This window comes from Paraplanobispora takensis (assembly GCF_016863195.1).
GTDB lineage: Bacteria > Actinomycetota > Actinomycetes > Streptosporangiales > Streptosporangiaceae > Planobispora > Planobispora takensis.
The window spans coordinates 111070-126052 of the sequence record NZ_BOOK01000031.1; the positions used below are offsets into that span (position 1 = coordinate 111070).

At 64.3% G+C, this 14983-nt stretch carries 12 protein-coding genes and 3 pseudogenes; 7 read left to right on the plus strand and 8 right to left on the minus strand.

The genetic code is table 11. The annotated features are described in order from the left end of the window. Window positions 1-119 precede the first annotated feature (119 nt). Entirely contained in the window at window positions 120-782 is a 663-nt protein-coding gene (gene msrA, locus Pta02_RS21240) for a peptide-methionine (S)-S-oxide reductase MsrA (protein WP_203876634.1), read from the plus strand. 341 nt (window positions 783-1123) lie between these two features. Here msrA and Pta02_RS21245 read toward each other — a convergent pair whose 3' ends face one another. Further along, entirely contained in the window at window positions 1124-1543 is a 420-nt protein-coding gene (locus Pta02_RS21245; protein WP_203876635.1) for a DUF6896 domain-containing protein, read from the minus strand. A gap of 71 nt (window positions 1544-1614) precedes the next feature. Further along, entirely contained in the window at window positions 1615-2187 is a 573-nt protein-coding gene (locus Pta02_RS21250) for a DUF4262 domain-containing protein (RefSeq protein ID WP_203876636.1), read from the minus strand. Window positions 2188-2965: 778 nt separating this feature from the next. On the opposite strand from Pta02_RS21250, the gene Pta02_RS21255 reads away from it, so the two are divergent. After that, complete coding sequence (locus Pta02_RS21255; RefSeq protein ID WP_203876637.1) at window positions 2966-4195, plus strand: helix-turn-helix domain-containing protein; 1230 nt, start codon at window positions 2966-2968, stop codon at window positions 4193-4195. Between the two features lie 70 nt (window positions 4196-4265). Here the strand turns inward: Pta02_RS21255 and Pta02_RS21260 are convergent, their stop codons facing one another. The 3 genes from Pta02_RS21260 to Pta02_RS21270 all read right to left on the minus strand — a co-directional run bounded on the left by Pta02_RS21260 (window position 4266) and on the right by Pta02_RS21270 (window position 7855). Then, a complete protein-coding gene (locus Pta02_RS21260) occupies window positions 4266-5660 on the minus strand; it encodes a replication initiator (RefSeq protein WP_203876638.1) in 1395 nt (464 codons plus the stop codon). Continuing rightward, window positions 5657-5812 carry a hypothetical protein gene (locus tag Pta02_RS21265; protein ID WP_203876639.1) on the minus strand — a complete coding sequence of 52 codons (156 nt, stop codon included), beginning with the start codon at window positions 5810-5812 and terminating at the stop codon, window positions 5657-5659. Before Pta02_RS21265 ends, Pta02_RS21260 begins: the two co-directional genes overlap by 4 nt. Before the next feature lie 522 nt (window positions 5813-6334). Further along, on the minus strand, window positions 6335-7855 hold the full coding sequence (locus Pta02_RS21270) for a recombinase family protein (protein ID WP_203876640.1): 1521 nt from the start codon (window positions 7853-7855) through the stop codon (window positions 6335-6337). Between the two features lie 20 nt (window positions 7856-7875). Here Pta02_RS21270 and Pta02_RS21275 point away from each other — a divergent pair, with 20 nt between their 5' ends. The 3 genes from Pta02_RS21275 (at window position 7876) to Pta02_RS21285 (ending at window position 12030) form a co-directional block, all read left to right on the plus strand. Continuing rightward, window positions 7876-8016: a hypothetical protein gene (locus tag Pta02_RS21275; RefSeq protein ID WP_203876641.1), complete on the plus strand. Its 141-nt coding sequence runs from the start codon at window positions 7876-7878 to the stop codon at window positions 8014-8016. Between the two features lie 265 nt (window positions 8017-8281). After that, window positions 8282-10039, plus strand: a complete 1758-nt coding sequence (locus Pta02_RS21280) for an RNA/DNA-binding domain-containing protein (protein WP_203876642.1) — start codon at window positions 8282-8284, stop codon at window positions 10037-10039. A gap of 1031 nt (window positions 10040-11070) precedes the next feature. Further along, a complete protein-coding gene (locus tag Pta02_RS21285; protein WP_203876643.1) occupies window positions 11071-12030 on the plus strand; it encodes a hypothetical protein in 960 nt (319 codons plus the stop codon). Window positions 12031-12412: 382 nt separating this feature from the next. Here the strand turns inward: Pta02_RS21285 and Pta02_RS42490 are convergent. Continuing rightward, a pseudogene (locus Pta02_RS42490) lies at window positions 12413-13095 on the minus strand (ATP-binding protein); the annotation flags it as partial. Continuing rightward, window positions 12981-13592: an AAA family ATPase gene (locus tag Pta02_RS21295; protein ID WP_203876645.1), complete on the minus strand. Its 612-nt coding sequence runs from the start codon at window positions 13590-13592 to the stop codon at window positions 12981-12983. The pseudogene Pta02_RS42490 and the gene Pta02_RS21295, both read right to left, overlap by 115 nt. Before the next feature lie 269 nt (window positions 13593-13861). Here Pta02_RS21295 and Pta02_RS21300 point away from each other — a divergent pair, with 269 nt between their 5' ends. After that, on the plus strand, window positions 13862-14149 hold the full coding sequence (locus Pta02_RS21300; protein WP_203876646.1) for a hypothetical protein: 288 nt from the start codon (window positions 13862-13864) through the stop codon (window positions 14147-14149). A 219-nt stretch (window positions 14150-14368) separates the two neighbouring features. Beyond that, window positions 14369-14548 (plus strand): annotated as a pseudogene (locus Pta02_RS42470) (Fic family protein); the annotation flags it as partial. A gap of 233 nt (window positions 14549-14781) precedes the next feature. Here Pta02_RS42470 and Pta02_RS42475 read toward each other — a convergent pair. Continuing rightward, window positions 14782-14962: pseudogene (locus Pta02_RS42475) on the minus strand (dihydrofolate reductase family protein); the annotation flags it as partial. Window positions 14963-14983: the final 21 nt, after the last annotated feature.

A 14983-nucleotide genomic window follows, 5' to 3' on the forward strand; every position in this document is an offset into this window, starting at 1 on the left:
CTTACCCGATTTAATACAAATTAGCAGTGCTTGTCCAATGGTTAAGGAATCCTTACGGGAACATCGCCGACCCGTACACGGTTGCAGAGATCTGAGAAGGTGTCAGGAGGAGGTTCGCGATGGGCTGGCTGTTCGGCAAGGACAAGACTTCCATGGTGTCCCGGGAGAACGCGCTCCCGGGACGTGAGGCGCGCATGCCGGTGCCCGGCCACCACATGGTCCTCGACGCCCCGCTCGCCCCGCCGTACCCCGAGGGCACCGAGATCGCCGACTTCGGCCTCGGCTGTTTCTGGGGCGCCGAGCGCAAGTTCTGGCAGACCCCCGGCGTGGTGTCCACCTCGGTCGGCTACGCGGGCGGCCACACCCCCAACCCGACCTACGAAGAGGTCTGCACCGGCCTGACCGGCCACACCGAGGTCGTCCGCGTCGTCTTCGACCCCGCCAAGGTCTCCTACGAGGAACTGCTCCGGGTCTTCTGGGAGGCCCACGACCCCACCCAGGGCATGCGCCAGGGCAACGACGTCGGCACCCAGTACCGCTCGGCGATCTACACCCACTCCCCCGAGCAGGAGAAGTCCGCCCTCGCCTCACGCGACGCCTACCAGAAGGTGCTCACCGAGTCCGGCTACGGCCGGATCACCACCGAGATCGCCCCCGCCGGCGAGTACTACTTCGCCGAGGAATACCACCAGCAGTACCTTCACCGCAACAAAAACGGCTACTGCGGAATCGGTGGAACGGGTGTTGCCTGCCCGGTCGGTTTGACCTCCGGCGAGGCGTAGACCTGCAGAGATAGCTAGATCCTGGCCCGTGGTCACCTGGCACGTCCGCCCTCGATCATGGGCCAGAGCCGTTTTCGGCGACAACCTTCACTACAGGTTCAAGGCGACGGCGCTCCGCGCCGCGCGACGGCCCGCGCTCGCCCGTCGTCCGGGCATGCGGCCTTGGGGCCGGTCCCGGCCGCCGGCGGCGCGGGCCGTCGCCGTACAGGCACCCCGCCGTACCGAACGCACCCGCCGTATAGACGCGCACCGTCGCTGGGCGTTCCGTCACCGCCCCTGCTCGCTATGCAGCGGTCTCCGGCGTTCTTCGGATCGACACGGGCCGCTGTGCTCATCGGCAGTCAGGGGTCTGTGCTGTACCAGCCCGGGTCCCCGTCGATCGGAACGATGACGCCTCTGGCGGCCAGGGTCTCCAAAGCAGCAGTCAGTTCCCCTCGGGTCACCCAGCCATGATGGATGGACTCGACAAAGAACTGGATTCGCCACAGATCAAACTTGAGTGAGCCTGGCTGGGAACCGAGGTCCGCATCCACTACGACCCGTTCCGGGTAGGCGGTGGTTATACGGCACCCGATCCCGTGGACGTAGTAGTGCACGCCGCTGGGCAATTGCCAGATGCGGGGTGCGTGACGTCGGATGACAGCCCGGTGCAGCGCCCATAGATCATCGCCGCCTGTCTGATCCGACATGGCGGTTCCGACGTGATGAGAGAGCTCATCGAGACGGACGACGAATGCTGTAACCAGCTCGATGGCATCCATTACGGAAGCTTCTGGCTATCCAAGGTGGAAACCTCATTCTGTCCCCAGTGAGGGTCCCAGCTCGCGGGCGATCAAGGTGCAACAGGACCGGGCGGCTGGATGAGCTGTGTCCAAACTCCGATGGGGTGATCCTCCGGCTTCAGCCACAGGTGAGGCTGAAGCTCGCGGTACTGCTCGTCATAGCCGGTGTTCCAGGGAAAATGCCCTTCACGGTCGGGCCAGACGACTTCCAGGATCGGAAAGGGCGGGTGGTGATAGAACGAGATCGCGCGACCGAAGAACTCGCGGTACCACTTGAGATCGACGTTCTTGAGGACCACGGGATAGCGGTCGAGGAGATCGTGCCGTTCCTGGTCGGCCTGTGCGGGTCGGCCGGCGGCGATTTCGTCGCCCAGGTCGTTCAGCAGTTCGTGCATGAGGTGAACGTCCAGGCCGAACATGGCCAGCTCAGGGGAGCGGTGAGTGTGCCACAGGCCGACCGTGTAGGCGAAGCCGGGACCATGATCGTCCTCGGGAATCATTTTCACACTCCAGCCGCGCGTCTGGACGTGTTCGACGGTGTGCTGATCCATAAGGTCCAGCTCATTCCGATCCCCGTAGTCATGGCAGAGGATGCAACGGCATTCGGGTTTGTCGGTGGGCATAGCGCGAGGTTACGGGAGACTCTCGGCAGAGAAGTAATCGGAATGCATCCGGTTACAGGTAACGGTCGATCGAGCCTCCCCACATGAGGACTCTTCGCTCGGCCATAGCTCGGCGACGGCGACGTTGGGCGACCCGCAGCATCCACTGAACCCAAGCAGTCTCGTCGGCATAATCGGGTTTGTCGGCTGGGTACGGGGCTGTCGATACGGCGAACTCAGCGAGTATGCGTCGACGAGTTCGCTCGTCCGGATGCTTGGGGTCCTGCTGGTCCGCCGATTCAATGATCATGGACTGTGGAGGACGATCGAGCCCGTTCCGTTGTCGCGCCACGCGCGTAGGAGAACGCGGCCGTACACGTATGAGGGATAGGGCGAGGCGGAGACATCGAGCCTCGCCGTACGGATGCATCCCGTTCCACTCGTCGGCATCGTGGTCAAGGCGTCGAGAAGCGCGCGGCGGGCACTGGCGGAGGCGTGGGCCACGCCACATGCGGCATGGCCGTTGCCTTCATCGGCTGACCAGACGTAGAGGACGGGGTCATCCAGAAAAGGCATACTCGCCGGGTCGAACACGGTGGTCTTAGGCTCTGGCATGGGTCGCACCTCCGATGTGCGATCAAGGCCCCGGTCGGTGGTTGCGTCATCTTCCGGGGCCGCCCAGATCAGTCGTTGACGTGCGCATCCATGAGACATCCCGAGTAGGCCGTGCAGGGAGCGGCGCTTGGGGGACACTGGAGGACACGGGCGGATCCCCCTTGTCCGGCGAAGGGTGCACGGTATGACCGAGGTCCCCGCGTGGGCGGTACGGCTACGGGCCGAGCGGCGTAACCGGCTGTGGTCGCAGAAGGACATGGCCTTGGAACTGGTCAGGGTCGCTGATGAGCGGATGCGCGTCCGGCTCCCGTCCCGGGAGTCGATCGTCAGGCGGATCAGGTCGTACGAGGCGGGGGAGCATCAGCCCGACGATCCGTACCGCATGCTGTACTGCCGGGCGTTGGGCCTCGACGAGGGGGAGCTGTTCGGCGATCATGCCGGAGACCCTCTTGACGATGAGATAGAGGCCCTGGAGTTGGCTCGCCGGGTGGCGGTGAGCGACGTCGGGAGCGGGACGCTGGAACAGTTGGAGCGCGCGGTGGACGATCTCGCCGTCGCCTATCCCGGCACTCCGCCGGCCCTGCTGCTCGACAGGACAAAGCGGCACCTGTCATATGTGGCGCGGTTGATCGACGCCAAGAAGACGCTCGCCGAGCATCGGCGGTTGCTCGTGGTCGGTGGGTGGCTGTCCCTGCTGGCAGCGACGTGTCACATCGATCTCCGGCAGTTCGTGGCGGCCGGTGCGCGGTTGCGTACGGCCGCGCAGTTGGCCGCCCACGCCGAGCATCCCGAGATCGCCGCGTGGTGTCTGGAGACCAGCGCGTGGCAGTCGCTCACGGCCGGTGACTACCGGCACGCGTTGGACCTGTCGCTTGGAGCACAGCGCGTCGCACCGAGGGGAAGCTCCGCCTACATTCAGGCGACCGCGCAGGAAGGCCGTGTGTGGGCTCGACTTGGAGCCGGACCGGAGACTCGGGATGCGTTGGATCGAGTGGCGCGAATGATCTCACCCCTTCCCGTGCCTGATCGTCCCGAGCACCACTACCGGTACGACCCCGCCAAGAGTGAGGCGTACGTGGCCACGACTCTGTCATGGCTGGGAGACCCGGCGGCTGAGCCGTACGCACGACAGGTGCTTGCCCGCCTGGAGTCGGTCAGCGACGGGCCGCCGCATCCACGTCGAGCCGTATCGGCACGGCTGGATCTCGCTCTGGCGCTCCTCGCGGCTGATCAGCCTGACGAGGCGGGGGATCTGGCGCTCACGGCGGTGACGAGCGGGCTGCTGGTCCCGTCGCAGTACTGGCGAGCACAGGAAGTGATCACTTCCGTCGAGGCACGTCATCTACCCGAGGCCGTCGAACTGCGGGAGGCGTACTTGGAGCTGTGCGGCCCTTCCCAAGAAGGGCCTGCCTGACCGCCATCGGCGGAAAGACGCCTCCGGCGGGGTCGAGGCACACGGGAAGATCAGTCCAGACATGGCCCTGCTACGCGGATTTGCTCCGCCGCTCGCGTTCGATCCCGCGCACGGTGCTTATTCGCTGCCGGACGACCTCTGCCCAGAAGTGCTCGCCATCACGGTGACCAGTTCCGGCGTACTGCCAATCTTGAACTGTGATCGCTTCGGCCGGGAGGTCAGGTAGATCGCGAGCCTTCCAGGACTCATCGGCTCGATAGCTCGCCCTGGCGTGGCGAAGAGCGCCGAGGGTCGTGGAGTAGTGGCGGCTCTTGGTCGAGAAATGGCCACGGTAGCCGAGCATGTGAGCCCAGCGCTTCAGCGGGATGTCTCCGTACTGGGGAAGCCCGTTGAGGACGAAACAGGTGTAGATCATGCGGCGTACGTGCTCGGTCACGTCGAGGAAGGCCACATCCCGGACGCGCCTGATGGGGTGATCAACGGTCCCGGCCGACTCCGCCCCCTTGGTCGCGTACTTGGCCACGTACGCCGCCACACGTTCATCGGTCACGCCGTCAAGCGACTGAGCAACGAAGACCGGCTGTACGTCGAGCTGACTTCCCCACTTCAGCGTCGGCGCCGGCCCCGGGGAGGGAGCCGGAACGAGGACCGCAACGGAGGCAGCCGCCTTCCGGATGGCTTGTTCGAGAGCTGAGACGGTGGTCCACTCGGGCGGGCGATCGTTGGGACCGGCAGGACCGTCGAGGCGGATCACGGCATGGAAGTGGACCAGTCCGCGAGCTTGGTACTCGGCGACCTTGGCGTACGAGAGCCGAAGGCACTGCCGCAGGGCCGCTCGGGAGACACCGAGCGCGCGGGCGAAGGTGGCCGGAAGTGCCTGAGCGAAGCGACGCCACAGCTCACCCGCATGAGCGTTCCACAGTACGGCCCCGCGGTAGTCGTAGCAGTCGACGCACAACGGTTGACCTACCTGGGGATCGTCCGCCTCGTGCCGTGCCCCGCAGCCCATCCGCCGACCGTGCTCGCAGAGAGGGTGATCGCGCCGGGGACGGCAGGGACGGTCGTCCTGGTGGGAATGGACGGCCCCGAAGGACGGGGCGGTGAACGTGACGAACACGCGTGGATGCACGCCAACGTCTTCGGGGACGCCCTTGCCGCCGCGCAGGCCGGACAGGATGAGGTGATACGTGTCGTCCTTGTACGTGGCCGAGCACGACGGGCAGCGGGACGCGCGCCGGTTTCCACAGGCTGTGAGCAGGAAGCCGGTCGGTTCGTCGGCAGTCCGGTACACATCCAGCAGTTCACCCGTTCCGGCGTCCACGGTGATCCGTTCACCATGGAGCCGGACGGGCCGGGCGCAGCCGCCCGTGGCGTACACCATTCGCAACCACCGGTCGAAGTCCGGCATGGCTGCGCGTTGCAGGGCGGCACGCATGTCAGAGGGGAGGGAAGGAACGTTGCTCATGCGACGTCCTCCTCGGTGTCCTCTGAAGCGGTCTGCGGGGCGTCGCGTCTGATCTCGACGCCCAAGACCGTGGCGACTCGCCGCCACTTGTCGGCGGTCCACTTGGGGGACCGGGCAGCTTGGCGCCTGCCCCACTCCTGGGCCTGCGCCATGGGGGACGGGGACTCCGTGACGACCTCCTTTCCGAGCCGGGAGCCACCATCGACGAAGGGACAGGACGAGCACCGATACGGGCATGCCGAAGACACGCTTGATGTACGGCGGTGCTGTCAGCGAGATGAGAAAGGAGTGGAGTATGTCTGGCGAACCGGTGAGCGTGCGCGTCATCTGCGGCCTACCGCTGGGCCGGGTCCCTCCAGCGGAACGGCGATCTATTCGTTTTCGTTATGCGCTGCCCGGTGATTTATCACGCTCGATTTAAGCCAGGGCCGGTTTCTCGCTGCCTGCCACTTCACGACGTGGCATTGACACTTCCTGTTGTACCACCGGTTTCTGACGAATAGACATATCAAGCCAGCACTGCCGACGCTTGCGTGGACGTCCCCCGACGTCCACCGGCGTCCGGTCGCGTCCCATGGCGTCCATCTGCGTACGGCTGCGCAGGGGCGAAAGTAAGAGAGCCGTCACCCCGCGGTCAGGGTGACGGCTCACGAGACGTCCGAAGACGTCCCCGCTCATTCTTCTCTCCAGATGGGTTCGAGCAGGTCAGGATTGAACTTGCGCCGTCCCTTGCCGCTTGGGTAGATGATGACGGCATGCAGAGCCTCCCGGATGTAGGCCCGCTTCACCGTCAACGGAAGTCCGCCCTCATCCTCCGGTAGGTACCAGCGACGCCGGATCTCTTCGACGTCGGTGGTGCGCCGTGCCTGACGACGCTGGGAGGAGGCGGTGAAGCTTTGGGCGTCAGCCCGGAGGCGGGCGATTCTCTTCTCCAAGTCGGGTGCCGTTGAGAAGAACAGCTCATTGCTGATGTTTCCGGCCGCCCACTGCGTCCGGAGTTCTTCAAGTCGAGATTTCGCGTCATCGTATTCCTGCTGTCCCGGCCACTCCACGGGATCGGCTGAAGACGCCAATTGGGCTTCTTCGAGTTTGGCGAGGACCGCTTCCGAGATGTAGAGATCGACCATGTCCCCCCGTCGGCCGAGGCTGCCGCAGCCTCCGACGGTCTTGGCGGGACAGATGTAGATGTGCTGGACACAGTCCTTGCTGTGCGTGACGCGGAGGGACGTGTTGCAGAGAGAGCCGTCGGGTTTGGCCTTCCCGCATCGAAGGAAGCCGGTCAGCAAGTAGTTGGGCTCCCGGAAGTCCGGGGCGAGGATGTGACCGATCCTGCCGTCCCGGTGGATGTAGTGCCCTTTGCGTGCGTCGAACAGGTTCTTGACGGCCATCCACTGCTCGGACGACACGATCGGTTCCCACTTCCCGACGACGGGGTTTCCCTCCGAGCCCCTCACGAGTTCACCGTTGATCTGTCGCCAGCCGCAGACCCGGGGGTTGGTGACGGTGATTTTCAGCGAGGACGGTGTCCAGTCATTGCCCAACGAAGTCTTGACGCCGTCTCTCTGCCACTGGTTCGCGATCGAATGAAGGGAACGGCCGCTGATCAGGTCGAGGATCGCCTGCCGTACCAGGGGAGCTTCGACGGGATCGAGGGTCAGGCGATCGGGCTTCCAGCCGAAGGGCCGCGTTCCGCCGACAGGTAGGCCCTGTTCCGCCCGTGTCCGGTGGGAGCGCCGCATCCGGCGCTGCATCTTCCGGACCTCCATCTTGGAGATGACCGCGCCGAAGAGACCCATGCTCTCCGTGTCCTCGCTGTAGAGGTCCTTCGCCCCGCGAGCGTCGGCGAACACGCGGCCGTCCTGATAGGTGATCGCCTCCACGAAGCGCTCGTAGTCACCGGGACGCCGGGCCAGGCGGTCCTCCGCCACGATGACGACGCCCCGCACCGCCGTACCGTCGGGCAACTCGCCGGCGCGCAGTGCCCTGAGCATGTTCTCGAACCCGTCGCGGACCACGTCGGCCTTGGCGGCCGACTTGTCGTTATCCGTGTACTCGTGGACGACGGTCCAGCCGTGCCGCTCCGCCGTCTCGCGGTTGAGCTTGTGCTGGTCCTGAACTCCGTGTTCGTCCCGCCTGATGTCGGCGGAGATGCGAGCGTATGAGACGACCGGGATCGGTGAGCTGCCCTGAGCCATGGTGACCTCCGCCACAATTATTGCGTCAAGAGAAGGTCTACTACCAGCAGTACCTTTACAAGATCCCGAACGGGTACTGCGGAATCGGCGGCACCAACGTCAAGCTGGGTGACCCGTCCGAGTGGGCCTGCCAGACGGGTCTGACGAGCTCGGAGCAGTAAGCACGGCAGGAGGGAGACCCTCGTACGGCCTCAGGGCTGTCCGGGGGTCTCGTTCGTTTCGGGGACGACGAGGGGCCATGCCTGAACGGCAAGAATGAAGCCCCGCCTCGCTGAGGCGCGTATTGGCCCTCGAGTGATCGTGTGAGTCGTATCGATTTCCCTCGACACTCCAACCCGCGGATGCGACATGTCGAACGTCCTCGGTTTGAGATCTGTTTGGGTGTAGCCTCCACTGTGTTACTTCCCCCAAAGGAGGCATCAAACGATGGATCTCGTCCTCCGTGCTCTCGATGCCGTCGCCGCAGGCACCATGGCTCGCAAGTGCGAGAACGAGAGGCTGGACTTCAAAGAAGCCAAGCCCGACTTCAAGGAAGCTTGTAGCGACCTGGCCGAGGCGGCGGTTTGCTTCGCCAACGCAGGCGGAGGCTTCATTGTCGTGGGAGTCGTCGACTCCAAGGCGGGACACGAGGCGTTCGTGGGATGTGAGCTCGATCCGGGAGTGCTGCGGGGCAGGATCCACCAGCTGACGAGTCCCAACCTGTTGGTTGAGGTCACTGCTTTGGAGTTCTCGGGTGCAAGGCTGTTGATCATTGCTGTCCCCGCAGGGTTGGATGTCTACTCCACAACCAAGGGGTATGCCTATCAGCGCATCAATGATCAATGTGTTCCGATGCGTCCGCTTGACATCAGCCGCCTCACGGAGGAGCGGCGTGGGATCGATTGGTCAGCGACATCGAGCGGGCGCTCGATCGAAGAAGTAGACCCCCTGGCCCTTCGTTACTGCCGACGGCTTCTCCAGAACTCCTCGGATGCGACACGGCAGTCATACGGCCGGCTGTCGGATATCGATCTTTTTCGAGTCTTGAAGGTCGTCGCAGATGACGGATCGTTAAACCGGGCAGGTGAGCTCCTGCTCTGCGAGAATTCAACGTCCACGCTTTTGGATCTTGCTGTCTATCAGCATCGCCGAACTCAGGCAGGAGAGGCGGATGCGATTGTGCGTATGCAGTCTCCGATGGTGCTGGCGTTCGAAGAGGTCCTGCAGTCCATACGGGCACGGCAGGGGATAACTCCGGTAACCCTGGCCGACGGGCAGCAGATCCAGATCGAAGACTACCCCTCTGCGGCCGTTCGAGAGGCTATCGCAAATGCCTTCATACATGGGGATTGGCGTCTCCGATCGCCTATTCAGGTGGACCATTCTTCCGAGTATCTCCGCATAACCTCTCCGGGTCCATTGGTGAATGGAATAACGGTTAACAACATTCTGACCATGGGCTCTCGTGCGAGATATCCGACGCTTGCATCAGCTTTCCGGCTGCTTGGGCTGGCAGAAGAGGTGGGGCAGGGGGTCGATCGCATGTTCAGAGAGATGATCAAGTCAGGTCGTGAGGCTCCGACCATCGTAGAAGACCGAGATCAGGTCGCTGTCGCGTTCCGCGGGCAGCCGCCCAATACAAAGATTGCACGTTTCCTTGCGACGCTTCCGATCGAAGAGCAGGAGGACACTGATGCTCTTCTGATAATCCGGGCTCTTTGTCGTAAGCGTACAGTCGATGCCAGTGAGATCGCCCCGGTGATTCAGCGTTCGGCTGATGAGGCTCAGGCGAGCCTCCTTCGGCTGTCAACCAGTCCGGTAGATATTCTTGAACCTACTCGAGGTACGATGCGGCGAACCTTCCCCTCCTATCGTCTTCGTGGAGAGGTTGTTTCTCGACTCGGCGCGGCCGTTTCCTACCACAGTAGAGCGATTGACGAGATAGATCGAAAGGTGATTGAGCATATCCGGGATTATGGAGAGGTGAATAGTAGGACCATTCAGCGCCTCTTCGATGTGGATGTGTATCAAGCGCGCGATATCTTGAGGGATCTCGTTGGCCGCGAGATTATCACGCGGACCTCGGAACAGAGTAGAGGGACAGCCGTTCGATATGGCCCGGGCCCTGCATTCCCGGCGAAGAAGGGCAGATCGAAGACGCCTCGTAAGGCAAAACCATCTCCTGAGAACAACGAGATGTTCTAGCGGCATGGCATGGCATGACGGCTACTGCGGAATCGGCGGCACCAACGTCAAGCTGGGTGACCCGTCCGAGTGGGCCTGCCAGACGGGCCTGACGAGCTCGGAGCAGCACTCCGGTTGAACTCGTAGAGACCGAAGCAGGCGATACGCGTAACGGGGCGGGTACACCCCCGCCGAGCAGGAATGGCGCGAGCAGGTGCGGCTGCAGGCGGCCGAGTGGTTCGAGGGCGGACGGGAGCTCAGGGTCACTGAAGGCACGTCCCTGGGCGCCGATCGGTGCCTGCCCGGTGGTGACCGTGCGCGGCAGAGGTCGGGGCCGGGTCGACATGGCTGGCGTCATCTGTGCCGCGATGGTGAGCGACCGCACCTGCTTGTACCGGCCGCACTTCTACCGGGGCCGCGCGGACGAGCCGAAGACGTTTTCCCGGAAAGGACCGCGAGACCTGATCGTGGCTGTCCATCAGCACTCGGGTGCACCACTGGTGAGGTGCTGGGGCGACCTGAAATGTGCACCTGAACGGCCAGTTGACCGGCTTCACCGTCGAGAACGCGCACTGGCTGCCGCATCATCCACCTGCCTGTCTATGCGCCCCACCTGAACTGTCAGATGCAACTGACTATGGCACTCACTTCCGATGCGCCCTCAACGGCATTTGAAGCCTGGCCGGAACGTCGCAGCGTCTCACCCCGCGAAGTCAAACCGACCAGGGCGTACGGCAAACGCCCAGGTGACATGCGGTGAAGGGGTGCATAGATAGCACATTGACGAAGAAAAGAAATGGTTGACAGGAACGACAGCGAATACTGATCATATCGGTGATCGCCTGGATATGCCGACCACCCGGCGAGTGCTCTCCAGCGCATGCCGTAGATGGAGGAAACGCAGCGCACATCGCCCCCAGCTCCGATGAGCCTGAAATTTACAGACTGTTTTGCCACCGGCGACGGCTACCGGCACGGCGTACTCCGTCATTTCCCGACCTCCGCTCCTACCTCCGATAAACAGTTTTGCCATGCCAGGAGAAAGGCCACCGATGGCGTCCACCGCCTCCGCTCCCGTCTCTGCCACTCCTCCCACCGACCTGCCCCGCCGCCGGGGACTGATCATCGCGGCCAGCGTGCTGGCCGGAGCGGCACTGGCCGTGTTGTGGTCCTTCCATTTCGTCGACAGTGTGATCGGTGACAACGTCGCCAACACGCTGCTCGGCTACGACGCCAAGCAGGCCGCGATCGGCGGTCTGGCGGCCGGGACGCTCTTCGCCTTCGTCTCGGGGCTGGCCGGGACGTTCACCGCGTGCAACATTGCCGCGTTCGGTGCGATCGCGCCGATGACCCATGCCCGGGATGAGGGAAAGTCCGCTGCGGCGACCGCGAGCGGGATCGGGGCGACCCTGCGGCCGATCGGGTGGCTGGCCCTGGGCATGACCGCGGTCTCGGCGCTCTACGGCGCACTCGGTGCGCTCGTCGGCCAACAGCTGCCTCAGCTGTCGGAGGCGCCGGCCGGCTCGGGGATCTCTCCCCGGCTGCTGCAGGCCTCGATCGTGTTCGGTGTGATCGGCCTGGTCTTCGTCTACCTCGGTCTGGCCGCGCTGCGTGTGGTTCCCGACCCCTTCGCCCGGCTGTCGCGCCGGTTCCCCCATCTCCGGCTGATCGTGATCGGCGCCCTGATCGGAGGGTTTCTCGTTGGGCGGCCGTTCCCGCTGTTTCGCAAGCTGTTCGAGTACGCGGTCGAGACCCACAACCCCTTCTACGGGGCGGCGGTGTTCGTCCTGCAGTCGCTGGGCAACATCACGCTGGTGGCGCTGCTGTTCATCGTTTTGATGCATGGGACCGGAGGCCGCTTCACCCGTTGGATGACCGCCTCGCCGTCCCGGGTCGTGACGATCACGGCGGTGGCGTTCATCACCTTCGGCGCGTTCACCTTCCTGTACTGGGATCTGCGCCTGCCCGCGCGCTTCGGCTACGGATGGTTCCCCACCGCACCCTGGCAATGAAAACCGCAGGCGGCAGAGTACGGTGCGCCGCTCAAGCCCGTCACCGGCCCACAGCGGACTCTACGAGTTCAATCGGAGAAGCACAGCAGGAGGGAGACCCTCGTACGGCCTCAGGGCTGTCCGGGGGTCTCGTTCGTTTTCGAGGTGATCGAGGAGGTCCGTGGATATCGTCCGCGTACCTGTGACGTCGGCCGGAGATCCACCTGGTCGGTACGGTACGCAGGGGGTGCTCTTCGACCTCCGTTCCGACGCGTGCGGGGTTCCGAAGCGGACCTGAAACGGCGGATCCCGGCCGTCAGGGGGCCGATGACGCCTCCCAGAGCGCGGACAGCGGAAGAGCCCGCATTCGGCCTCCGAAGGGAAGCGTTTCCTGGCCGGCATAGAGGACGTACCCGGCGATGAGCCGGTCGCCGAGTCTGCGGGCCAGGTGCTGGAGCCCTTTGAAGTCGTCGGCGCGTACGGTCTCGGCCGCTTTGACCTCGATGCCGACGACCTCACCGGAAGCGCGCTCCAGGATGCCGTCGACTTCGACTCCATCCCGATCGCGGTAGTGGTAGAGCCGGACGGGCTCCTCCGCCCAGGTCAGTTGGCGGGCCAGCTCGCCCAGGGCGAAGTTCTCCAGCAGCGGGCCCACGGGTGCGGTGATGTCGGTGATTCGGGAGGGGGTGAGTCCGGCGAGATGCGCGCCGAGCCCGGAGTCGACCACCAGGAGTTTGGGTGTGGCGATGGCTCGTGTGGTCGAGTTGGAGGACCAGGCAGGGATGCGCCGGATGAGGTATACCAGGTCGAGTAGGTCGACATAGCGTTTCACGGTGTTGCGCGGCACGCCGAGGTCGCGGCTGATGTTGTCGATCACGGCCAGGCCGCCCATCCGTCCGACAGAACGTTGAGCAGGCGGCGCATGTCGGCCGGGCGTTCGATATCGGAGACCTGCCTCACGTCTCGGTTGATCAAATCGGAGATGTAGGACTCGAAGAAGCGTGTTCTTCTGCGATGCGAGGAGCGGTGGACGGCTTCCGGATAGCCGCCTCGCAGTGCGCGATCCAGATAGTCGCTCCTGCGCAGGCCGGGCTGGGGACGGTGAGGTCGGGGCCGTGACGGAATACCGCATCGACGAATCCGTCGGCGCTTTGCTCGATCTCCCCCTGAGACAGGGGCCAGTGCTCGATCGTCTCGGATCTGCCGGGAAGGGCGTCCGGAAGGTCGCGCAGGCCCAGGAGGCGGGCGGATCCCGTCAGCGGGAAGCGCCCTGGTCGTGGATCGGCATCCACCTCCCGTTTGATGGACAGGAGCAGGCCGGGCACGCGCTGGATCTCATCGATGAGAAGAAGCCCGTTGTGACGCACGATTCCGTCCGGATCCTGCCGTGCTGCCGCGCGTACGGCCGCCTGATCCAGGTAGAGCTCACCGGCTCCTGCAGTGCTGCGCACGATGGCCTGGGCCAGGGTGCTCTTGCCGACCTGCCGGGCACCACTGATCACCACCACCCGGGTGTCCGTGGGTGCTTCCGTCGCCATGGCTTCCGCGCGGCGCGGGAAGAGCGTCAGCTCATCAATGTCCACGAGCCGAGGTTGGTCGTCTCCAGCTCGCGTTGTGGAAGATCTGCCCAGAGACTCATGGCAGTTTTGCCGAACGTTATGTGGCAGTTCTGCCGCTCATGTTGTGGTAGATCTGCCGGGCTGTGAGGAGTCGATCGGAGATGGCAGATATGAAGAACTCCCAGGTCATCGCGGGATCGGCGGCACCAGGGTTGCGTGTCCGGTCGGTCTGACCTCCGGTGAGGCCTGACGGACATTCCTTGATCCACAGTGGGTGGATCAGGGAGGGGAACGTGAGGGTCTTCTGCGAGATCCTCGCGTCGCTCGTGGGATACGAGTTCGATGACCTCGACTGGCAGGCTGTCGAGGTCGGGCTGGTGGACACCGATGATGAGCGGGAAGAACGCTGGTACGGCTGTCCGCTGATCGGTGCGGTGGTCAGTCTCGACCTCAAGCCGGCCCGGGCCGTGGGCGGGACGGAAGTCTCGGTCAAGGTGTACGGCGCCGCCGACGATGCTCTCCGGGCACAGGTGGAACTGGCCTGCGATGTGGCGGCCTCGTACGACATCAGCCGTGCTTGATCGCTCGGTGGCCTGCACGCAGAGTGATCCCGGCGAGGATTCTCTCCGCATAGTCAGGGCGGCGGTGCTCCGCACCGCGCGTCAGCTCGTGCTCGCCAGCCGTCCGGGCATGCGGCCTTGGGGACGGTCCGGGTTGTCGGGGAGGCGGGCTGGTGCGGCGAACAACTCGGGCTGCCTTTGTTCGGTCGGCAGCACGAGATCGCCAAGTTCCCGGGAGGCATGAAGCCGCCGCCGTGGCCGGAAGTTGATCCTCGGATGCGGGATTGGGTGAAGATGGCCGACGATCTTCGTGCGGAGTCGGACGAAGCGCTTCCCGAACGCTTGGCCCGTGTACATAAAGGATTCGAGCAGATACATCTGTTTCTCGATGGCAATGGGCGGACGGGCCGGTTGGTGCTTAACTTGATCCTTTGTCGAACGGGGTATCTCTCAGCGATCATCTATAAGCGCGATCGCGACAAGTGCCTCCAGGCGATGCGTCGAGCCGGCAGCGAGGAATTCGGCTCGTTGGGTGAGCTCGTCGCACGTAGCGTGACGACGAATCTGTACCGTTTCGTCATGCCGGCGGTGGTGGGTCCAGTCAAGCTCGTCCCTCTCCCCGCTCTTGCGACGCACGACGTGACCGAAACGCGCTCCTGGCCGCCCGCCGCCTCACGGGCCGTCTCGAGCACCTCGGCGGGCGAAGCGTCGATGAAGTGGAACGTCGATGAAGTGGAACGTCGTGCCGCCCTCCATCTCGATCGACGGACGCGGGTGATGGGTGAGGACGAAGACCGGTGTGCGGAACGGCGGGTTGGGTCCCATGGGCCCTTCCGGTCCGGATCCTCGTGCCTT

What these genes read in the sequence shown, in the direction of transcription:
- msrA (WP_203876634.1), top strand. Translation starts at nt 120, where the DNA reads ATGGGCTGGCTGTTCGGCAAGGACAAGACTTCCATGGTGTCCCGGGAG.
- Pta02_RS21245 (WP_203876635.1), bottom strand. Translation starts at nt 1,543, where the DNA reads ATGGATGCCATCGAGCTGGTTACAGCATTCGTCGTCCGTCTCGATGAG.
- Pta02_RS21250 (WP_203876636.1), bottom strand. Translation starts at nt 2,187, where the DNA reads ATGCCCACCGACAAACCCGAATGCCGTTGCATCCTCTGCCATGACTAC.
- Pta02_RS21255 (WP_203876637.1), top strand. Translation starts at nt 2,966, where the DNA reads ATGACCGAGGTCCCCGCGTGGGCGGTACGGCTACGGGCCGAGCGGCGT.
- Pta02_RS21260 (WP_203876638.1), bottom strand. Translation starts at nt 5,660, where the DNA reads ATGAGCAACGTTCCTTCCCTCCCCTCTGACATGCGTGCCGCCCTGCAA.
- Pta02_RS21265 (WP_203876639.1), bottom strand. Translation starts at nt 5,812, where the DNA reads ATGGCGCAGGCCCAGGAGTGGGGCAGGCGCCAAGCTGCCCGGTCCCCC.
- Pta02_RS21270 (WP_203876640.1), bottom strand. Translation starts at nt 7,855, where the DNA reads ATGGCTCAGGGCAGCTCACCGATCCCGGTCGTCTCATACGCTCGCATC.
- Pta02_RS21280 (WP_203876642.1), top strand. Translation starts at nt 8,282, where the DNA reads ATGGATCTCGTCCTCCGTGCTCTCGATGCCGTCGCCGCAGGCACCATG.
- Pta02_RS21285 (WP_203876643.1), top strand. Translation starts at nt 11,071, where the DNA reads ATGGCGTCCACCGCCTCCGCTCCCGTCTCTGCCACTCCTCCCACCGAC.